Consider the following 17,729-nt stretch of genomic DNA (forward strand, 5'->3'; position numbering starts at 1 on the left):
AAGTTTATGACAACGTTTAACCCGATTGATCATCCACATCGCCGCTACAATCCGCTGACCGATCAGTGGGTTTTAGTCAGTCCGCACCGCGCCAAGCGCCCGTGGCAGGGTCAGCAGGAAGCGGTTTCGCAGGAAGTGCTGCCAGCGCATGATCCGGACTGTTTCCTGTGTCCGGGAAATACCCGAGTAACCGGTGATGTGAATCCGAAATACACCGGCACCTTTGTGTTCACCAATGATTATGCCGCGCTGATGCCGGACACGCCGTTTGCGCCTGAAAGCGAAGATCCGCTGATGCGCGTTCAGAGCGCCCGCGGCACCAGCCGTGTCATTTGTTTCTCGCCGGATCACAGTAAGACTTTGCCGCAGTTGTCCGTTGAAGCACTGACGGAAATCGTTAGAACCTGGCAGGAACAGAGTGCGGATCTGGCAAAAAACTATCCGTGGGTGCAGGTTTTCGAGAATAAAGGCGCCGCGATGGGCTGCTCGAATCCACATCCGCACGGCCAGATTTGGGCCAACAGCTTCCTGCCTAACGAAGCCGAGCGTGAAGACCGCCTGCAACGTGCCTATCTGGAAAAACAGGGCTCGCCGATGCTGGTCGATTACGTTAAGCGCGAGCTGGCGGACGGAAGCCGTACCGTGGTCGAAACCGAACACTGGCTGGCGGTAGTGCCTTACTGGGCGGCGTGGCCGTTCGAAACGATTTTACTGCCGAAAGTGCATGTGAAACGCATCACTGAGCTTTCTGATGAACAGCGCAGTGATCTGGCGCTGGCGCTGAAAAAGCTGACCAGCCGCTACGATAATCTGTTCCAGTGCTCCTTCCCTTATTCAATGGGCTGGCACGGCGCGCCGTTTACCGAAGGCGACAACGAACACTGGCAGTTGCATGCACATTTCTATCCACCGTTGCTGCGTTCAGCGACTGTGCGCAAATTCATGGTCGGCTACGAAATGCTGGCTGAAACCCAACGCGACCTGACAGCGGAACAAGCCGCAGAACGTCTGCGGGCGGTGAGTGATGTTCATTATCGTGAGGCCGGAGAAAAACAATGAAACTGAAAACCAAAACCCTTGAAATCTTTGCCGATAAATTTGGCTACCCTGCCACCATTACCATCAAGGCACCGGGCCGCGTAAACCTGATCGGCGAACACACCGACTATAACGACGGTTTCGTGTTGCCGTGCGCGATCGACTACGAAACGGTGATCGCCTGTGCGCAGCGCAACGACCGCACAATCCGCGTGATCGCCGCCGATTACGATAATGACGAAGACAGTTTCTCTCTCGACGAACCAATTCTGCACACCGACGCGCATCCGTGGGCCAACTACGTGCGTGGCGTGGTGAAACATCTGATGCTGCGTAACAAAGATTTCTCCGGTGCAGACATGGTGATCAGCGGCAACGTGCCGCAGGGCGCAGGCCTGAGTTCATCGGCATCGCTGGAAGTGGCGGTCGGTCAGGCGCTGAAATCGTTATACGATTTGCCGCTGGACGGCGTTGCGCTGGCGCTGAACGGTCAGGAAGCGGAGAACCAGTTTGTCGGCTGTAACTGCGGCATTATGGATCAGCTGATTTCCGCACTCGGCAAGGAAAATCATTCCCTGCTGATCGACTGCCGTTCACTGGAAACCCGCGCGGTGTCTATGCCGAAAAACGCCGCGGTGGTGATTATCAACTCCAACGTGAAACGCGGCCTGGTCGACAGCGAATACAATGCACGTCGCGAACAATGCGAAGTGGCAGCTCGTTTCTTTGGTGTGAAAGCGCTTCGTGACGTGGATCCTGCCCTGTTCTTCTCCATTCAGGATGAACTGGATCCGGTGGTTGCCCGCCGTGCGCGTCACGTGATCACTGAAAACGACCGCACACTGGCGGCAGCGGATGCACTGGCCAGCGGTGACCTGAAACGTATGGGTGAACTGATGGCGGAATCTCACGCTTCCATGCGCGATGATTTTGAAATCACCGTTCCGCAGATCGACAAGCTGGTAGAAATCGTCAAAGAAGTCATTGGCGATAAAGGCGGCGTGCGTATGACCGGTGGCGGTTTCGGCGGCTGTATCGTAGCGCTGGTTCCGGAAGACATGGTAGAAAAAGTCCGTCATGCCGTTGAACAGCAATATCACGCCCACAGTGGCCTGAAAGAAACCTTCTACGTTTGCACCGCATCACAGGGAGCAGGCATATGTTAAAACCTGAAAACACACAGCTGGCGCCCGATGGCCAGCCGTTTGAACAGGTGACGCTACAGAATGCGGCGGGCGCTACCGCCACATTCATGGACTGGGGCGCAACCTGGTTATCCTTCACCCTGCCGCTGGCAGACGGAAGCACGCGTGAGCTGCTGCTGGGTTGCCAGTCACCGGCTGAGTACATGAATCAGAGCGCGTATCTGGGTGCTACCGTGGGGCGTTACGCCAACCGCATCGCCCGCTCGCAATTTGAAATTGACGGTAAACCACATCTGGTGGTCGCCAATCAGGGCGTTCATCAGCTGCACGGCGGGCCGGAAGGTTTCCATGCGCGCCGCTGGAAGATCCTGGAGCAGACCGCGCAGAAACTGACGTTCGGGCTGTTTTCTGCCGATGGCGACCAGGGTTATCCCGGCAATATGACAGCCAAAGTGCATTATCAGCTGACTGACGATAACCGTCTGGAAATCCGTTACGACGCCACTGTCGATAAGCTGTGTCCGGTTAATCTGACCAATCACGCCTATTTCAACCTCGACGGCGAAGGGACTGACGCGCGCCAGCATAAACTGCAACTGTTTGCGGATCGTTTCCTGCCGGTCGACAGCGACGGCATTCCGTGCGCCGATCCGACACCGGTTGAACATACCGGGATGGATTTCAATGCCGCAAAAACGCTGGCGAAAGATTTCCTCAAGGACCGCGATCAGCAACGGGTGAAAGGTTATGACCACGCGTATCTGCTTAACCGCTCATGCAATGCCGCTACAAATCCGGCAGCCCATTTGTGGTCGGCGGACGGCAAAGTGAAAATGACCATGTTTACCTCGGCCCCGGCCGTTCAGCTTTACAGTGGTAATTTCCTCGGCGGAACGCCAAATCGCAGCGGCGGCGAATATGCCAGCTACAGCGGTGTGGCGCTGGAGAGTGAATTCCTGCCAGACAGCCCGAACCACGCGACCTGGCCACAGCCTGACTGCTGGATAAAACCGGGACAGACGTACAAATCTGCTACCACGTATCAGTTCTTCGCGCTGTAAACTCTGTCAGACAGGGTCGCCCGGCCCTGTCTTCATCTATTCCGACTTCTGCGAATTTGTGACTTACGGCGCATCTGTATCAGCACATTTTCAGCTAAAGGTATTTCCCGCATCTACTCTTAGAGAGTGTCCTGCATAAAAGGACGTTTAATAAGGAGTTCGATATGCGTTTACCCGTTGTGTTATCCCTGCTGGCAACGCTGTGCGCGGCTGGCTCCGCTCTGGCGGCTGATCCTGTGAAAGTGCCTTCCCCTGCTCAGACCGAGCAACGCCAAAAGATGACCGACTGTAATCAGCAGGCCACCACGCAGTCCCTGAAAGGCGATGACCGTAAAAAATTCATGAGTCAGTGCCTGAAGGCGGAAACCAAACCAGCGACGGCAAATATGACACCTCAGCAGGAAAAAATGAAAACCTGTAACGCAGACGCGGCGAAGAAAGAGCTTAAAGGCGATGCACGTAAAACCTTCATGAGTACCTGCCTGAAAAAAGCCAGCTAACTGCTGTCCTTTTGCACAAAACGCGCTGTCCGGGAGACCGTTCGCGCGTTTTGTTTTACATCGCCGCAGCAAATTCGTTATGTTTAATACAAACGGTGTCCCGCAAAGGCTTCCTGAGGAAGTTTCAGATTGCTGTCCGGGAGGCCAAGCCCCTATAATGATAACCGTTATCATTGAAAATTCAGTTAACTGAGGAGTTTAGCTATGGCTGTAACCAAGCTGGTGCTGGTAAGACACGGTGAAAGTGAGTGGAACAAAGAAAACCGTTTTACCGGTTGGCATGATGTTGAACTGTCCGATAAGGGTCGCACTGAAGCAAAAGCTGCTGGTCAGTTGCTCAAAGACGAAGGCTTCCAATTCGACTTCGCTTATACCTCTGTGCTGAAACGTGCCATCCACACTCTGTGGAGCGTTTTGGACGAACTGAACCAGCCATGGCTGCCGGTTGAGAAATCCTGGAAACTGAACGAACGTCATTACGGCGCGTTGCAGGGTCTGGATAAAGCAGAAACCGCTCAGAAATACGGTGATGAGCAAGTTAAACAATGGCGTCGTGGCTTCGCTGTGACTCCGCCAGAACTGGATCGCGCTGATGAGCGTTTCCCTGGCCACGATCCACGCTATGCAAAACTGACTGCGGCTGAATTGCCAACGACTGAAAGCCTGGCGCTGACCATCGAACGTGTTATCCCTTACTGGACTGACGTGATCAAACCACGTATCGCCAGCGGCGAGCGCGTGATCATCGCTGCGCACGGTAACTCCCTGCGTGCACTGGTCAAATATCTCGATGACCTGAGCGAAGACGAAATTCTGGAACTGAACATCCCTACCGGTGTTCCATTAGTTTACGAATTCGACGAAAACTACAGACCAATCAAACGTTACTATCTGGGTAATGCCGACGAAATCGCAGCGAAAGCAGCAGCCGTGGCAAACCAGGGTAAAGCGAAGTAATTTCGCGTTTTCTTCTGCGTTAAGCAGGAAGATTGGCAAAGGCACGCACACGCGTGCCTTTTTTGTTTTCTGAATCCGACACTCCCCCGCGCTTCTCCGGATTTCCGGTAAATCCTCCCTGTTGTGAAAATCGTGATCCAACGCAGGATTTTCAGATAACAGTTTTGCTACATTCATTTAAACTTTCGAATGAAAGTCATTTAATATTCGTACGAAATAATCATTTCAGCAACCTGCCGGAGGTTTTATGGATAACAGATTTACGTCAACGACATTACCTGTTGATTATAAAAAGAATATTATCGAGATGAAAAAACAACTCCGCGCACAGATTGGCGATGTTGAAGGACTCTTCCGTCAGGTATGCGAAAAAATTGAAACGGAGATCGCCGCAGCACGGGCGGAGGAGGCAGCGAACGGGACTGCATGGCCACAAATTAGCTGGGCAGCACTGGCGGAAGGCCGGGTTTCTGATGCGCAAATTGCTCAGGTGAAACGCCGCGGCTGTCTGGTGGTCCGGCAGACATTTGACCGCGATGACGCACTGGCGATGGATAAATCCATGCTGCATTACCTCGATGCTAACCATTTCGATGAGGTCTACCGCGGGCCGGGGGATAATTTCTTCGGGTCGCTTGAAGCTTCCCGGCCTGAAATTTATCCGATCTACTGGTCTCACGCGCAAATGGAAGCCAGACAGAGCCAGGAAATCGGCACGGTTCAGTCATTTTTAAACCGTCTCTGGAAGTTCGGCGACCATCAGGGCGCATGGTTTAATCCTGACGTAAATATTATCTATCCGGACAGGATCCGCAGGCGTCTTCCGGGCACCACTTCTAAGGGGCTGGGCGCGCATACCGATTCCGGCGCGTTAGAACGCTGGCTGTTACCGGCGTATCAGAAAGTCTTCCGCAAGATTTTCACCAACCGTTTTGAGGAATACGATCCATGGGATGCGGCTTTCAGACCCGACGTCAATGAATACGATGTGGAAAACACGACGAAATGCTCAGCGTTCCGGACATTCCAGGGCTGGACTGCGCTATCTGATATGCAAACCGGACAGGGCTTGCTGCACGTTGTTCCGGTGCCTGAGGCGATGGCGTATGTGCTGCTGCGTCCGCTGCTTGATGATGTGCCGCAAGATGAACTCTGTGGCGTTGCGCCTGGCCGCGTTTTACCTGTTTCAGAAAAATGGCATCCGCATCTGATTAAAGGCCTGTGCAGTATTCCGGAACTTCAGGCGGGCGACTCGGTATGGTGGCATTGTGACGTCATTCATTCCGTCGCGCCGGTTGAAGATCAGCAAGGATGGGGAAATGTGATGTACATTCCAGCCGCGCCGCTGTGCGAAAAGAATGTCGCTTATGCCCGTAAGGTACACGAAGCGCTGAAGACAGGCGCTTCACCCGCGGATTTCCCCCGCGAAAACTATGAAGCAAACTGGACAGGCCGATTCCTTGAACGAGATCTCAACGCTAACGGACGGCTGGGCGTAGGGCTGAAGAAGTAACTCCGCGGCTACGTTTTCAGTAATGCATAAAACAATAAGCCCCGAAAATTAACCGGGGCTTTTACTTTCTCATCCGGCAAAATCATAAAACACGTTAGCACTGAAAATAACGTTGGATTAATTGCACAAGGAAAGCCATAAACAAGCCAAACCACAAGATTTTGATAAACCAGCGAGCGTACCGCCAGAGATAGCGTTCCCTTTCATTAGCTTTTTGAATGGCTTTATCCAGTTCGTCTTCTGTCATCATCCTGCTCTTGCTGTATCAGGTATTTGAATCTTCTACTATCCTGATATTCATCCGTTTAATACGTGAGTAAATCCACAATCCCAGGCAAATAAATGTTCCAAAGAATAGCGTGAACACTTGTGACATTAAGCAGGCGAGGACCGGCGCGGTGATAAACGCTGTAATGCCATAGACGTATTCGCCATTCAGTAAAATCACGTCATACCCAAAAGCCCCCATAATTCCCATCAGCAAACCCACAGGTAAGGCTGCAAACAGCATGCCGACAGACACCAATTTATAGACAGTCCCGGCGGTGATTTTTCGGATTTCTATTGTTCTTATCTGTACTGCGTTCATCTCTCATCCCTGTCAGTTTTTTATTGTTAGCAAAAGATAATGTTACACCTCGTGGTGAAAAAATAAACTTCATATTCAACACATTGAGCGATGAATTCATGTAAGTTATTTCTGAACGCCATCAAAAAGGAGATAAAAATGCCCGTCAGACTCGCCTGCCCCGATGAAGCGGAAATACTCTGGGAAATCAGAAATCTGGCTATCCGCCACGGATGTAAAAATACCTATGGCGCTGACATTGTGATGGCGTGGACGCCGGAACAGATGCCGCCCGGTTACCGTAAAGCCATTGCTGAGAATCCTTTTTTTGTGGCTGAAGCGCCCGGCCCCGGCACACCCGCTGCAACGGGTTATCTCGACCTGAAAAATGGCAGCGTTGAGGCGATATTCACCTTGCCAGAATTCGAAGGAAAAGGACTCGCCACGCAAATTCTCAATACACTAAAAACCGAAGCAAAATCGCGGGGGTTTAAAGAGATTATCCTGTCATCCACGCCCAATGCTTTTGAGTTTTATAAGAGGAACGGATTCAGACTGGTGAAAGAGAGTCTGTACCGGTCTGAAATGGCGAATGCCGATTTGCGTTGCATGGATATGAAATGCACGCTCTGAACATATTCAGGTAATAAAAAGTTCAGGTAATAAAAAGCCCCGCAAAAGCGGGGCTCAGAAAGATGTGCTGGCGTTAAAGAATTACCCGCGACGCGCTTTAACGGCGTTCGCGAGATTACGCAGCAGCACTTCGGTATCTTCCCAACCGATGCAGGCATCGGTCACGCTCTGGCCGTAAACCAGTGGCTCGCCGCTGTCGAGGCTCTGGTTACCTTCAACCAGATGGCTCTCAACCATCACGCCCATGACTGCCTGTTCACCGCCAGCAATCTGCCCGCAGACGTCTTCACAAACTTCCATCTGCTTTTTGAATTGCTTGCTGCTGTTTGCATGGCTGAAGTCGATCATGATACGGGCTGGCAGACCGCCCTTTTTCAGACCTTCTTTCACTTCAAGCACATCCTGAGCGCTGTAGTTTGGCTTTTTGCCGCCGCGCAGAATGATATGGCAGTCGTTATTCCCGCTGGTATTCACGATGGCAGAGTGGCCCCATTTGGTCACAGACAGGAAGCAATGCGGTGCGCCTGCGGCGTTAATGGCGTCGATAGCCACTTTGATGGTGCCGTCGGTACCATTTTTGAAACCGACCGGGCAGGATAAACCGGAGGAAAGCTCACGGTGAACCTGAGATTCCGTGGTACGCGCACCGATTGCACCCCAGCTCATTAAATCCGCCAGATATTGTGGCGTAATCATGTCGAGGAACTCGCCTGCGGCAGGCAAACCGGTATCGTTAATATCAAGTAACAATTTGCGGGCAATGCGCAAACCGTCGTTAATCTGGTAGCTGTTGTTCATGTGCGGGTCATTGATCAGCCCCTTCCAGCCCACCGTAGTACGCGGTTTTTCAAAATAAACACGCATCACCACTTCCAGCTCACCCTGCAATTCTTCACGCATTTTGAGCAGACGTGCGGCATATTCTTTTGCCGCTTTAGGATCATTAATAGAGCAAGGACCAATGACAACAAGAAGACGATCATCGTTGCCTTTCAGGATCTTATGAATGGCATTACGAGCCTGAGAAACTGTTTTTGCCGCTTTGTCAGTGGCGGGAAATTTTTCGAGCAGGGCAACCGGAGGTAAAAGTTCTTTGATTTCTTTGATACGTAAATCGTCGTTTTGATAATTCATAACAGTTCCATTCGGGTGTTCATAAGAGACAAAGCGAAACGCTGACCGCGTTCAATCTAGCCGTAATGGGGGTCAGTGTAAACCTGCTTTTACACTTACGATTAGTCTCATTTTGATTTAGGACATAATTTATTTAGCTAGGCTTTAAGCAGACACATGAAACACGACCACGGACCTTTCTGAAACAATGGAGATGAAATTATGAAAAAGCTCGCAATCATGTTACTGACTGCCACTATGGCTCTGACAACGGGCGCGGCCTTTGCTGCCGGTGAAACCTCGGCTGGTGATAACAACGGTCAGGCCAATCAGTCCGGTTCACCTGGCTCAATTCAGAATATGGCACCTAAAAGTGTTGATAATGACCAGATTAACAACACGAACAAGCCAGCAGATGAAGTGAATACCAAAACAGATACCACTCAGCATCACATGAGTAAGGACAAACAGCACAAGAAAGCGATGTGCAAAGACGGTCGTTGTCCTGACCAGGCACCTGGAACCACGCAATCAAAAGAAACCGGTAAATAAATACGCCGGTAGTCTCTCGCTCAGGAGGAACTTCGGTTCCTCCTTATTCCTGAACTTCCCTTTCTTGCAACGTCATCTGATTACGCTATTGTGATCGTCTCTGTTCATCATCTTTGTGAATATAACTATGTCTTCTAACCTGTTACCGCAGGATAAAAATAGCCGCCGTCTGTTGCTGGCTTTCCTTGTAACTGTTGTTTTTATGGTTGCGGAAGTCATTGGCGGGCTGATTTCCGGCTCTCTGGCGTTGCTGGCGGATGCCGGTCATATGCTGACGGATGCTGCTGCATTGCTGGTAGCTTTAATGGCGGTACGTTTTGCGAAACGTAAGCCGAACTCACGTCATACTTTCGGATATCTGCGCCTGACCACCATGGCGGCTTTTGTTAATGCCGCCGCGCTGTTGGTAATAGTGGTGCTGATTGTCTGGGAAGCTATTGCACGTTTCTTTAATCCACAGCCGGTGATGGGCACCACGATGCTGGTTATCGCAATCGCCGGGCTGTTTGCCAATATTCTGGCGTTCTGGTTACTGCATCAGGGGCAGGAAAAGGCCAACATTAACGTGCGCGCTGCGGCACTGCATGTGCTGGGGGATTTGCTGGGCTCAATAGGTGCGGTGGCTGCAGCACTGATCATCATGTATACCGGCTGGACACCCATCGACCCGATTCTGTCGGTGCTGGTTTCCTGTCTGGTGCTGAACAATGCCTGGCGGCTGCTGCGTGAAAGCTTTCATGAGCTGCTCGAAGGTACGCCGGAGGAAATTGATATCGATAAATTGCGCCGCGATTTGTCGATGAGTATTCCTGAAGTCCGCAATGTTCATCACGTCCATGTCTGGCAGATTGGCGAACAGAGGCTGATGACGTTGCATGTGCAGGTGGTGCCACCGCACGATCACGATGCGCTGTTAGACCGAATTCAGCATCATTTGCGGGAGAAATGCAGTATTGGCCATGCGACTATCCAGATGGAATATGGTCGCTGTGAATCTCCAGACTGCGAGATAAATGAAATTCCGACGGCCAGCGCCGGGCACGACCATCACGGGCACAGCCACGCACATCATCACCACTGATCGTTCACAAACGGCAGAAAGCAAAACGCCTCCGTAGTGGAGGCGTTTTAGTTTTAAACGGATTCAGACGGTTTGTAGTGGCTGCGAGCCGTTTTGCTTCGCACTTTTGATCCACAACCACGAACCGTTCAGCGCAATCAGCGTCAGCAGCACGTATTCGAGCGCCATGGCATACACGCCCTGATAGGCAAAAATCGCCACGCTTATCACGTCAATCACCACCCACAGCAACCAGTTTTCAACGTATTTGCGCGTCATCAGCAGCATTGCCACAATCGACAGCACCATCATCGATGAATCCCAGAACGGGAAAGCATCCGGCTGCAGTTCAGGCATCTGCACGTTCAGCCCCAGCGCCTGCATCAGACTGACCGCCACCAGCGTAAGGGCGGCAAATACGCGATCAATGTTAAACGTCATCAGCAGAATACCGGCAACGCACACTGCGCCCCAGATCAGCGCCTTACGACGCGGTAACCAGCGGATCTGTAATTCGGCTTCCTGATCCGCTGTCTGACGGCTCCACGCGTACCAGCCATAAATATTGGCGGCAAAGAAGAAAATTTGCAGCAGCAGGCTGGCATAAAGCTGGATCTGGAAGAAAATGATCGCAAACAGAGTGACGTTGATCAGTCCGAATGCATAGTTGATCAGCTTTTCTTTGCTGGCATACCATATACACAGCAAACCAAAAATGGTGCCAACCGCTTCAATCCACGACAGGTCATATCCGCCTTTCCCGATAGGAATATGAACCAGAATATTGCTGGTACTGAAAAAATCCATCATCACGTCCTTCCTTTTTCGTCAGTCACATCGCTTGTGATTACAGGGCTTTGGCCTGCGTGCGTAATTTAAGTTGCGCCGCAAAATCCAGCATGCGGTTCAGCGGAATCAATGACTTCACACGCAGCGCCTCATCTACTTCTATCGCGTGTTCTGTTCCACCGTACTCCAGACCTTCTGCAATGGCTTTCAGACCGTTCATCGCCATCCACGGACAATGCGCGCAGGTACGGCAACTTGCTCCCTCACCTGCCGTTGGCGCTTCGAATAACTCTTTATCCGGACACGCCTGTTGCATTTTGTAGAAAATTCCGCGATCGGTGGCTACGATCAGCTGTTTCTGAGGCAGCGTTTTTGCCGCCTGTATCAGCTGACTGGTGGAACCCACGGCATCGGCCATATCCACAATGGCCTGAGGAGACTCAGGATGCACCAGAACAGCGGCATTTGGATACAAACCTTTCATTCGGGTCAGGGCCTGGGTTTTAAACTCGTCATGGACGATACAGGCGCCCTGCCAGCAAAGAACATCCGCCCCTGTCTGCTTGCGAACGTAATTTCCGAGGTGACGGTCCGGTGCCCAGATGATTTTTTCACCCAGACTATCAAGATGTTCAATCAGTTCTACCGCGATGCTCGAAGTCACGACCCAATCAGCCCGGGCTTTTACCGCCGCCGAGGTATTAGCGTAGACCACTACGGTGCGATCGGGATGCTGGTCGCAAAAATCTGAGAAAGCCTGTTCCGGGCAACCCAGATCCAGCGAGCATTCCGCATTGAGTGTCGGCATCAGCACTGTTTTTTCCGGGCTGAGGATTTTCGCCGTTTCGCCCATGAAGCGCACGCCGGCCACCAGCAGCGTGGATGCGGGATGCTGGCTGCCAAAGCGCGCCATCTCCAGCGAGTCTGCGACAATGCCCCCGGTTTCTTCAGCAAGCGCCTGAATTTCAGGATCAGTGTAGTAATGCGCCACCATTACGGCATCACGTTCTTTCAGCAGTTTTTTGATCTTCTCTTTATAAAAGGTCTTTTCATCTGCACTCAGAACCGCGGGTTTAGGAGGAAAAGGATAAACCGTCGCATTCAGATCCAATGTTTCGCTCATACTCGTCATCTCATTCAGTCAGGCAGTAGGCCTGAAAAGCCAGAAGCCGCAACAGATCCCGTCCGGAAACCCGTTGGTTTTGTATGCTAAACAAAATACCGCAAAACACAGGGAAAGTCGTCCATATATTAGCCATAAGGCTAAAAATGTTTACTGCACTTAAAACAGGAGTGAGTTGAGCAAAATACAGGAAAATTGAAGATAACGATGGAAGGAGGTTTCGTGCATCACATGCGAAAAAAGCGCCAAAAGGCGCTTTTCTCTGAAAGTGTGCTTTAGATGGTGGGCCGTGCTGGATTCGAACCAGCGACCAATTGATTAAAAGTCAACTGCTCTACCAACTGAGCTAACGGCCCATCTAAATGCTGGGTACTACTTTTTATTGTCGGCGTCTAAAACTATTCAGGGCGTTCACTCTAAAAGAGTGGTGGGCCGTGCTGGATTGACTCGGTTTCACCTCGCCCTGCGGGCAACGCTTGCGCGTTGTCGTCTCGCTTCGCTCGGCTCGAACCATGGGTTCTCATCCTGCACTGCTTCACTACGTTTTCCACTTTAAAAGTGGTGGGCCGTGCTGGATTCGAACCAGCGACCAATTGATTAAAAGTCAACTGCTCTACCAACTGAGCTAACGGCCCTTCCTGAATACTTCTGTCTGCCTGCGTGTCTTGCAGTTGGTGTGCAAGCCACATGCAATAATGGTTTAGATTTGGTGGGCCGTGCTGGATTGACTCGGTTTCACCTCGCCCTGCGGGCAACGCTTGCGCGTTGTCGTCTCGCTTCGCTCGGCTCGAACCATTGGTTCTCATCCTGCACTGCTTCACTACATTTTCCACTTTAAAAGTGGTGGGCCGTGCTGGATTCGAACCAGCGACCAATTGATTAAAAGTCAACTGCTCTACCAACTGAGCTAACGGCCCTTCTAAACCTACTGCATATTGCCTAAATCTCTGACAGCGTTAGCCGTTTGGAGTTGTCTGGGCAACGGCGGCATATATTACTTATTTAACTTTTCAGTGCAACTTTAATTTTCAGAAATAGTGCTAACTGATGGCGTTTCACACACTCAAGCCCAGAAAATGCACGATATGTACATTTTCCAGACCTGAATGAGGAACTACTTTGCAGATAAACGTTTTTGAGCTTGTTTTGCCGCATCGGTATTTGGGTACTGTTTTACAACCTGCGTGAAGACGGCTTTGGCTTTATCAGCCTGACCTTTCTCCTGCATGATCACCCCAACCTTAAACATCGCGTCAGAACTTTTTGGAGACTTAGGATAGTTTTTGACCACAACTGCAAAATAATACGCAGCGTCGTCTTTTTTACCCTTGTTGTAATACAACTGTCCTAACCAGTAGTTGGCGTTAGGCTGATAAGTTGAATCAGGATATTTTTTGACGAAACTCTGAAAGGCAGCGATCGCCTCATCATACTGTTTCTTTTCCAGCGCCAGGGAAACCGCAGCATTGTAATCGCTGTTCACGTCACCGGTGCTTGCAGGCGCTTGTGCAGCACCCGAGTCAGGTGTTGCGGCAGCAGAACCGGATGCGTCACCTGTGGCAGCGGCAGCGCCCGTACTGGCGGCTCCGGCATTGCCCTGGCTTAAGCTGTCCAGTTGATTAAAAATTTGCTTCTGGCGATCACCAAGCTGACTCAACTGATACTGGTTCTCCTGGATTTGACCACGAAGAGTATCCATATCACGTTGGGTATCAGAAAGTTGTTGCTGGAGTTGAGTTAATAGCTGGCTGTGAGCGTTAGAAATACGCTCCAGGGAGGTGACCCGATCTTCAATCGAGCCTGAGCCGACATTACTGATTGGCGCTTGGGCAGTAGCGGCCCATGGGACCGCTACGCCAACCAGTAACGACAGACTCAACAAGTGAGTTCTGAAGTTACTGCTCATACTATTCTCTTAGTATACCAGTACGGCACGACGGTTTTTAGCGTATGCCGCTTCGTCATGGCCCAGTACAGCTGGTTTTTCTTTACCGTAAGAAACGATAGAGATTTGGTCAGCAGAAACGCCTTTGCCTTGCAGGTACATTTTAACAGCAGTAGCACGACGTTCGCCCAGGGCGATGTTGTACTCTGGAGTACCACGTTCGTCAGCATGACCTTCTACAGTCACTTTGTAAGACGGGTTGCTACGCAGGAATGCTGCGTGCGCGTCTAACATCTGAGCGAATTCAGAAGACACATCGTATTTGTCCAGGCCAAAGTAAACGATGTTGTTTTTCTGCAGTTCTTGCATCTGCAGACGAGCTTGCTCTTCTGAAGACATGTTAGCGTTTTCAGTGCCAGCGCCAGAGTTCAGACCCATACCATTGGATTGGTCGTTGTCTGCGTTTTTGTGAGAACTACAAGCAGCTACTGCCAGTACAGGCAACGCCAGCATCAGCCCTTTCAGCACTTTATTCAGTTGCATCTATTCGATCCTTTTATAATTTTTTGCCATACATAGTTTTCTATGCATTACAGATACGGCGACCAGGCAGGAAATTTGACCTGTCCATCAGTTGCCGGAAGACGCGCTTTGAAGCGCCCATCAGTCGATACCAACTGCAATACGGAACCCAGACCCTGTGAAGAGCTGTAAATTACCATGGTGCCGTTTGGTGCGAGGCTAGGCGTTTCATCCAGGAACGTGTCCGTCAATGTTTGAACGGCTCCCGTTGCCAGATCTTGTTTAGCGATGTGCTGTGTACCGCTGGCGCTGCTCACCATCACCAGGAACTTACCATCTGCACTTACGTCAGAGTCCTGATTCTGCGAGCCTTCCCAGGTCAGACGCTGTGGCGCACCGCCATTAATATTGACTTTATAAACCTGCGGACGACCGCCCTGATCCGACGTGAACGCCAGATTCTGGCTGTCCGGGAACCAGGTTGGTTCGGTATTGTTGCTACGTCCGTTTGTTACCTGACTAATCTGACCAGAAGACAGATTCATCACATACAGGTTCAGGCTGCCGTCTTTAGACAGAGCGAAAGCCAGTTTGCTGCCATCAGGTGAGAACGCCGGTGCACCGTTGTGACGCGGGAATGAAGCAATCTGTTTGATCGCGCCATTAGCCAGAGTCTGAACAACCAGTGCTGAACGACCACTTTCGAACGTGACGTATGCCAGCTTGCTGCCATCAGGAGACCAGGCCGGAGACATCAAAGGCTCTGGGGAACGATGAACCACGAACTGGTTGTAACCGTCATAATCCGCTACACGCAGTTCATACGGGAATTTACCGCCGTTGGTCTGCACGATATAAGCGATACGGGTACGGAATGCGCCTTTAACACCGGTCAGCTTTTCGAAAACTTCGTCACTGGCGGTATGGGCGGAATAACGCAACCACTGTTTGGTCACTTTGTACTGGTTTTGTGCCAGCACGGTACCTGGTGCTCCAGAGGTATCAACAAGCTGGTAAGACACCACGTAGCTGCCATCGGCTGCAGGCTGAACCTGACCGATAACAACCGCATCAATACCCAGCGCGGTCCATGCAGCAGGAGTCACTTCTGCGGCAGAGGTCGGCTGTTGTGGCATACGTGATGCATCAATAGGATTGAACTTGCCGCTGTTACGTAAGTCAGCTGCAACAATACCACCCACATCTTCAGGTGGTGTACCCGGGCCAGCCCATTTGAATGGCACAACGCCAATCGGACGAGCTGTATCTACCCCTTGGGTAATTTCAATGCGAACTTCTGCATGAACTACAGATGCCCACATCATCAAAAGGCCGAACGCTACTCGAAATGCCTGCTTCATTGTATCTCCCTTATCTGGACGTATCTGCCCGCGATAATTTAGCAGAATTTTAACAAACCAACGCATACAAAACTAGAATTACACCTTGCAATCTATCGTAAAAATCTGAAAAGAAATTATTTTCGTCTTTCTACGGTTTAAAATCTATCGGAGCATTTTTAAAGACTTCATAGACTGCTTCAGAAGGCGGTTTCGGGAATTTCGCCTGTCGGGCCGCGGCAAGCGCTGCCTGACAAAGTGCAGGATCCCCACCTTCCGCCGACACGCTGATTAGCGAGCCATCCGGGTTCATTTTAACGCGCAACGAACAGGTCTTACCTGCATACGATGACGCGTCATAGAATCTGCTCTCGATAGCAGCCTTAATCTGGCTACCATAGTTAGCAATATCTGCACCTGATGCGCCTGCCTTTTTCTGCGTCCCCTTCCCTGCCGGAGCAGAAGCGCCGCCACCTGTTGCGCCTTTCGGTGCATTTTTGGAGTCAGCAAGGCCATCAAATAAGTTATTCGCATCAGCCGCTTCTTTTGCAGCAGCGGCGGCAGCAGCTTTTTTATCGGCTGCGGCTTTCTTCGCTGCAGCGGCAGCTTCTGCTTTTTTCTCGGCAGCAGCAGCGGCTTTCGCATCGGCAGCTGCTTTCGCATCCGCTTCAGCCTGTGCTTTTGCATCTGCAGCGGCCTGCGCTTTGGCTTCTGCAGCAGCTTGTTTCTTCGCTTCTGCAGCCGCTTCTTTCTTCGCGTCAGCTTCTGCTTGTTTCTTCGCAGCGGCAGCAGCGGCAGTCGCTTCAGCCTCTGCTTTTTTCTGAGCATCAGCAGCGGCTTTTTTCTGCGCATCAGCTTGTGCTTTAGCCGCTTCTTTCGCGGCATCCGCTTTGGCTTGTGCAGCCGCTTTTGCTGCTTCGGCTTTCGCTTGTGCAGCGGCAGCTTCAGCCTGCTTCTGTTGTTCTTTCGCCTGTTCAGCGGCTTGCTCAGCTTGTTTTTGCTGCTGAGCCTGTTCCTGAGCCTGCTGCTTCGCATCCTGCTGCGCTTGCAGACGCTCTTTTTCAAGTTCTTTCAGGCGCTGTTGTTCGGCGGCCTGTTTCTGCTGAAGCTCTTCAGCCTGTTGTTCTGATTTTTTCTGACGCGCTGCAGCAGCGCGTTGGGAATCAGCCTGTTGCTGTTGCTGACGGTTGTACTGATCGACCACGGCACTGGGATCAACCATTACGGCAGAGATATCGCTGCCGCCACCGCCCCCACTCATGCTGGTATCTTCGTCCAGCGATCCCAAAATCAGCAGGCCTATAATGATGATATGCAGAACGACCGAAACAATAACGGCGCGTTTGAGCTTATCGTTTTGTTCAGTTGCAGTTGCCTTTACCAAAATAGATTTCCCAAGACAGGATTACTAAAAACCCGGTTTCCTGTATTGCCTGTCATACTTTTAACAAGCCAGAGAATGCCGGGTTTCAAATAAGTGTTACAAATTACCTATCCTCAGATAGGTTGTGTCATCAATCCGACAGACTTCACGCCAGCCTGATGCAGCATGTTCAGCGCCTTAATGATTTCATCATAAGGTACATCTTTAGCGCCGCCGATCAGGAATACCGTTTTCGGATTGGCCTGAATTCGGCTGGTCGCTTCCGCGATAACCTGCTGTTCAGGCAATTGTTCCATACGCTGATGATCCACCACTATGGTGTACTGACCCACGCCTGAGACTTCGACAATCACTGGCGGGTTATCATCGCTGGATACCGTTTTGGAATCCGTCGCGTCTGGCAGATCCACTTCCACGCTCTGAGTAATGATGGGGGCTGTTGCCATAAAAATCAGTAACAGAACCAGCAATACGTCCAGCAGCGGAACAATGTTGATCTCCGACTTACCTTCGCGACGGTTACGACGACCTCGTGAACGAGCCATA

At 51.2% G+C, this 17,729-nt stretch carries 18 protein-coding genes, 3 tRNA genes and 2 other RNA genes; 9 read left to right on the forward strand and 14 right to left on the reverse strand.

The window, feature by feature from the left end; all coding sequences use genetic code 11:
- Positions 1-6: 6 nt before the first annotated feature.
- The 6 genes from galT to J1778_RS16135 all read left to right on the forward strand — a co-directional run bounded on the left by galT (position 7) and on the right by J1778_RS16135 (position 6,214).
- A complete protein-coding gene (gene galT, locus J1778_RS16110) occupies positions 7-1,059 on the forward strand; it encodes a galactose-1-phosphate uridylyltransferase (protein WP_217174053.1) in 1,053 nt (350 codons plus the stop codon).
- Positions 1,056-2,204, forward strand: a complete 1,149-nt coding sequence (gene galK / locus J1778_RS16115) for a galactokinase (RefSeq protein WP_217174054.1) — start codon at positions 1,056-1,058, stop codon at positions 2,202-2,204. Before galT ends, galK begins: the two co-directional genes overlap by 4 nt.
- Positions 2,198-3,244: a galactose-1-epimerase gene (gene galM / locus J1778_RS16120; protein ID WP_217174055.1), complete on the forward strand. Its 1,047-nt coding sequence runs from the start codon at positions 2,198-2,200 to the stop codon at positions 3,242-3,244. The genes galK and galM overlap by 7 nt, the downstream gene beginning before the upstream one ends.
- Before the next feature lie 164 nt (positions 3,245-3,408).
- On the forward strand, positions 3,409-3,744 hold the full coding sequence (locus J1778_RS16125; RefSeq protein ID WP_217174056.1) for a PsiF family protein: 336 nt from the start codon (positions 3,409-3,411) through the stop codon (positions 3,742-3,744).
- Between the two features lie 204 nt (positions 3,745-3,948).
- A complete protein-coding gene (gpmA, locus tag J1778_RS16130; protein WP_217174057.1) occupies positions 3,949-4,701 on the forward strand; it encodes a 2,3-diphosphoglycerate-dependent phosphoglycerate mutase in 753 nt (250 codons plus the stop codon).
- Positions 4,702-4,948: 247 nt separating this feature from the next.
- Positions 4,949-6,214, forward strand: coding sequence for a DUF1479 domain-containing protein (locus tag J1778_RS16135; RefSeq protein ID WP_217174058.1), 1,266 nt, complete (start codon positions 4,949-4,951; stop codon positions 6,212-6,214).
- Positions 6,215-6,479: 265 nt separating this feature from the next.
- Here J1778_RS16135 and J1778_RS16140 read toward each other — a convergent pair whose 3' ends face one another.
- Positions 6,480-6,803, reverse strand: coding sequence for a hypothetical protein (locus J1778_RS16140; RefSeq protein ID WP_015690247.1), 324 nt, complete (start codon positions 6,801-6,803; stop codon positions 6,480-6,482).
- 138 nt (positions 6,804-6,941) lie between these two features.
- On the opposite strand from J1778_RS16140, the gene J1778_RS16145 reads away from it, so the two are divergent.
- On the forward strand, positions 6,942-7,415 hold the full coding sequence (locus J1778_RS16145) for a GNAT family N-acetyltransferase (protein ID WP_217174059.1): 474 nt from the start codon (positions 6,942-6,944) through the stop codon (positions 7,413-7,415).
- Between the two features lie 81 nt (positions 7,416-7,496).
- On the opposite strand, the gene aroG is transcribed toward J1778_RS16145, so the two are convergent.
- Positions 7,497-8,549 carry a 3-deoxy-7-phosphoheptulonate synthase AroG gene (gene aroG, locus J1778_RS16150; RefSeq protein ID WP_217174060.1) on the reverse strand — a complete coding sequence of 351 codons (1,053 nt, stop codon included), beginning with the start codon at positions 8,547-8,549 and terminating at the stop codon, positions 7,497-7,499.
- A 201-nt stretch (positions 8,550-8,750) separates the two neighbouring features.
- Between aroG and J1778_RS16155 the strand changes: the two genes are divergently transcribed.
- Positions 8,751-9,080 carry a YbgS-like family protein gene (locus J1778_RS16155; protein WP_217174061.1) on the forward strand — a complete coding sequence of 110 codons (330 nt, stop codon included), beginning with the start codon at positions 8,751-8,753 and terminating at the stop codon, positions 9,078-9,080.
- A 127-nt stretch (positions 9,081-9,207) separates the two neighbouring features.
- Positions 9,208-10,161, forward strand: coding sequence for a CDF family zinc transporter ZitB (gene zitB / locus J1778_RS16160; protein ID WP_217174062.1), 954 nt, complete (start codon positions 9,208-9,210; stop codon positions 10,159-10,161).
- Positions 10,162-10,224: 63 nt separating this feature from the next.
- Here the strand turns inward: zitB and pnuC are convergent, their stop codons facing one another.
- From pnuC to tolR, 12 genes are all read right to left on the reverse strand, one after another.
- Positions 10,225-10,947: a nicotinamide riboside transporter PnuC gene (pnuC, locus tag J1778_RS16165; RefSeq protein WP_217174236.1), complete on the reverse strand. Its 723-nt coding sequence runs from the start codon at positions 10,945-10,947 to the stop codon at positions 10,225-10,227.
- A 40-nt stretch (positions 10,948-10,987) separates the two neighbouring features.
- On the reverse strand, positions 10,988-12,052 hold the full coding sequence (gene nadA, locus J1778_RS16170) for a quinolinate synthase NadA (protein WP_217174063.1): 1,065 nt from the start codon (positions 12,050-12,052) through the stop codon (positions 10,988-10,990).
- A 280-nt stretch (positions 12,053-12,332) separates the two neighbouring features.
- A tRNA-Lys gene (locus J1778_RS16175) sits at positions 12,333-12,408 on the reverse strand.
- 69 nt (positions 12,409-12,477) lie between these two features.
- A non-coding RNA gene (locus J1778_RS16180) (RtT sRNA) lies at positions 12,478-12,597 on the reverse strand.
- Positions 12,598-12,611: 14 nt separating this feature from the next.
- Positions 12,612-12,687: transfer RNA gene (locus J1778_RS16185), tRNA-Lys, on the reverse strand.
- Positions 12,688-12,759: 72 nt separating this feature from the next.
- Positions 12,760-12,879: non-coding RNA, RtT sRNA (locus J1778_RS16190), on the reverse strand.
- Between the two features lie 14 nt (positions 12,880-12,893).
- Positions 12,894-12,969, reverse strand: a tRNA-Lys gene (locus J1778_RS16195).
- Between the two features lie 197 nt (positions 12,970-13,166).
- A complete protein-coding gene (gene cpoB, locus J1778_RS16200) occupies positions 13,167-13,958 on the reverse strand; it encodes a cell division protein CpoB (protein ID WP_217174064.1) in 792 nt (263 codons plus the stop codon).
- A 9-nt stretch (positions 13,959-13,967) separates the two neighbouring features.
- Positions 13,968-14,480: a peptidoglycan-associated lipoprotein Pal gene (gene pal / locus J1778_RS16205; RefSeq protein WP_013576426.1), complete on the reverse strand. Its 513-nt coding sequence runs from the start codon at positions 14,478-14,480 to the stop codon at positions 13,968-13,970.
- 47 nt (positions 14,481-14,527) lie between these two features.
- Positions 14,528-15,820: a Tol-Pal system beta propeller repeat protein TolB gene (gene tolB, locus J1778_RS16210; protein WP_112289187.1), complete on the reverse strand. Its 1,293-nt coding sequence runs from the start codon at positions 15,818-15,820 to the stop codon at positions 14,528-14,530.
- A 130-nt stretch (positions 15,821-15,950) separates the two neighbouring features.
- Positions 15,951-17,183 carry a cell envelope integrity protein TolA gene (gene tolA, locus J1778_RS16215; protein ID WP_120160393.1) on the reverse strand — a complete coding sequence of 411 codons (1,233 nt, stop codon included), beginning with the start codon at positions 17,181-17,183 and terminating at the stop codon, positions 15,951-15,953.
- Between the two features lie 113 nt (positions 17,184-17,296).
- Positions 17,297-17,728: a colicin uptake protein TolR gene (gene tolR / locus J1778_RS16220; RefSeq protein WP_013576429.1), complete on the reverse strand. Its 432-nt coding sequence runs from the start codon at positions 17,726-17,728 to the stop codon at positions 17,297-17,299.
- Position 17,729 lies beyond the last annotated feature (1 nt).

The sequence above is a fragment of the Rahnella bonaserana genome (assembly GCF_019049675.1).
GTDB lineage: Bacteria > Pseudomonadota > Gammaproteobacteria > Enterobacterales > Enterobacteriaceae > Rahnella > Rahnella bonaserana.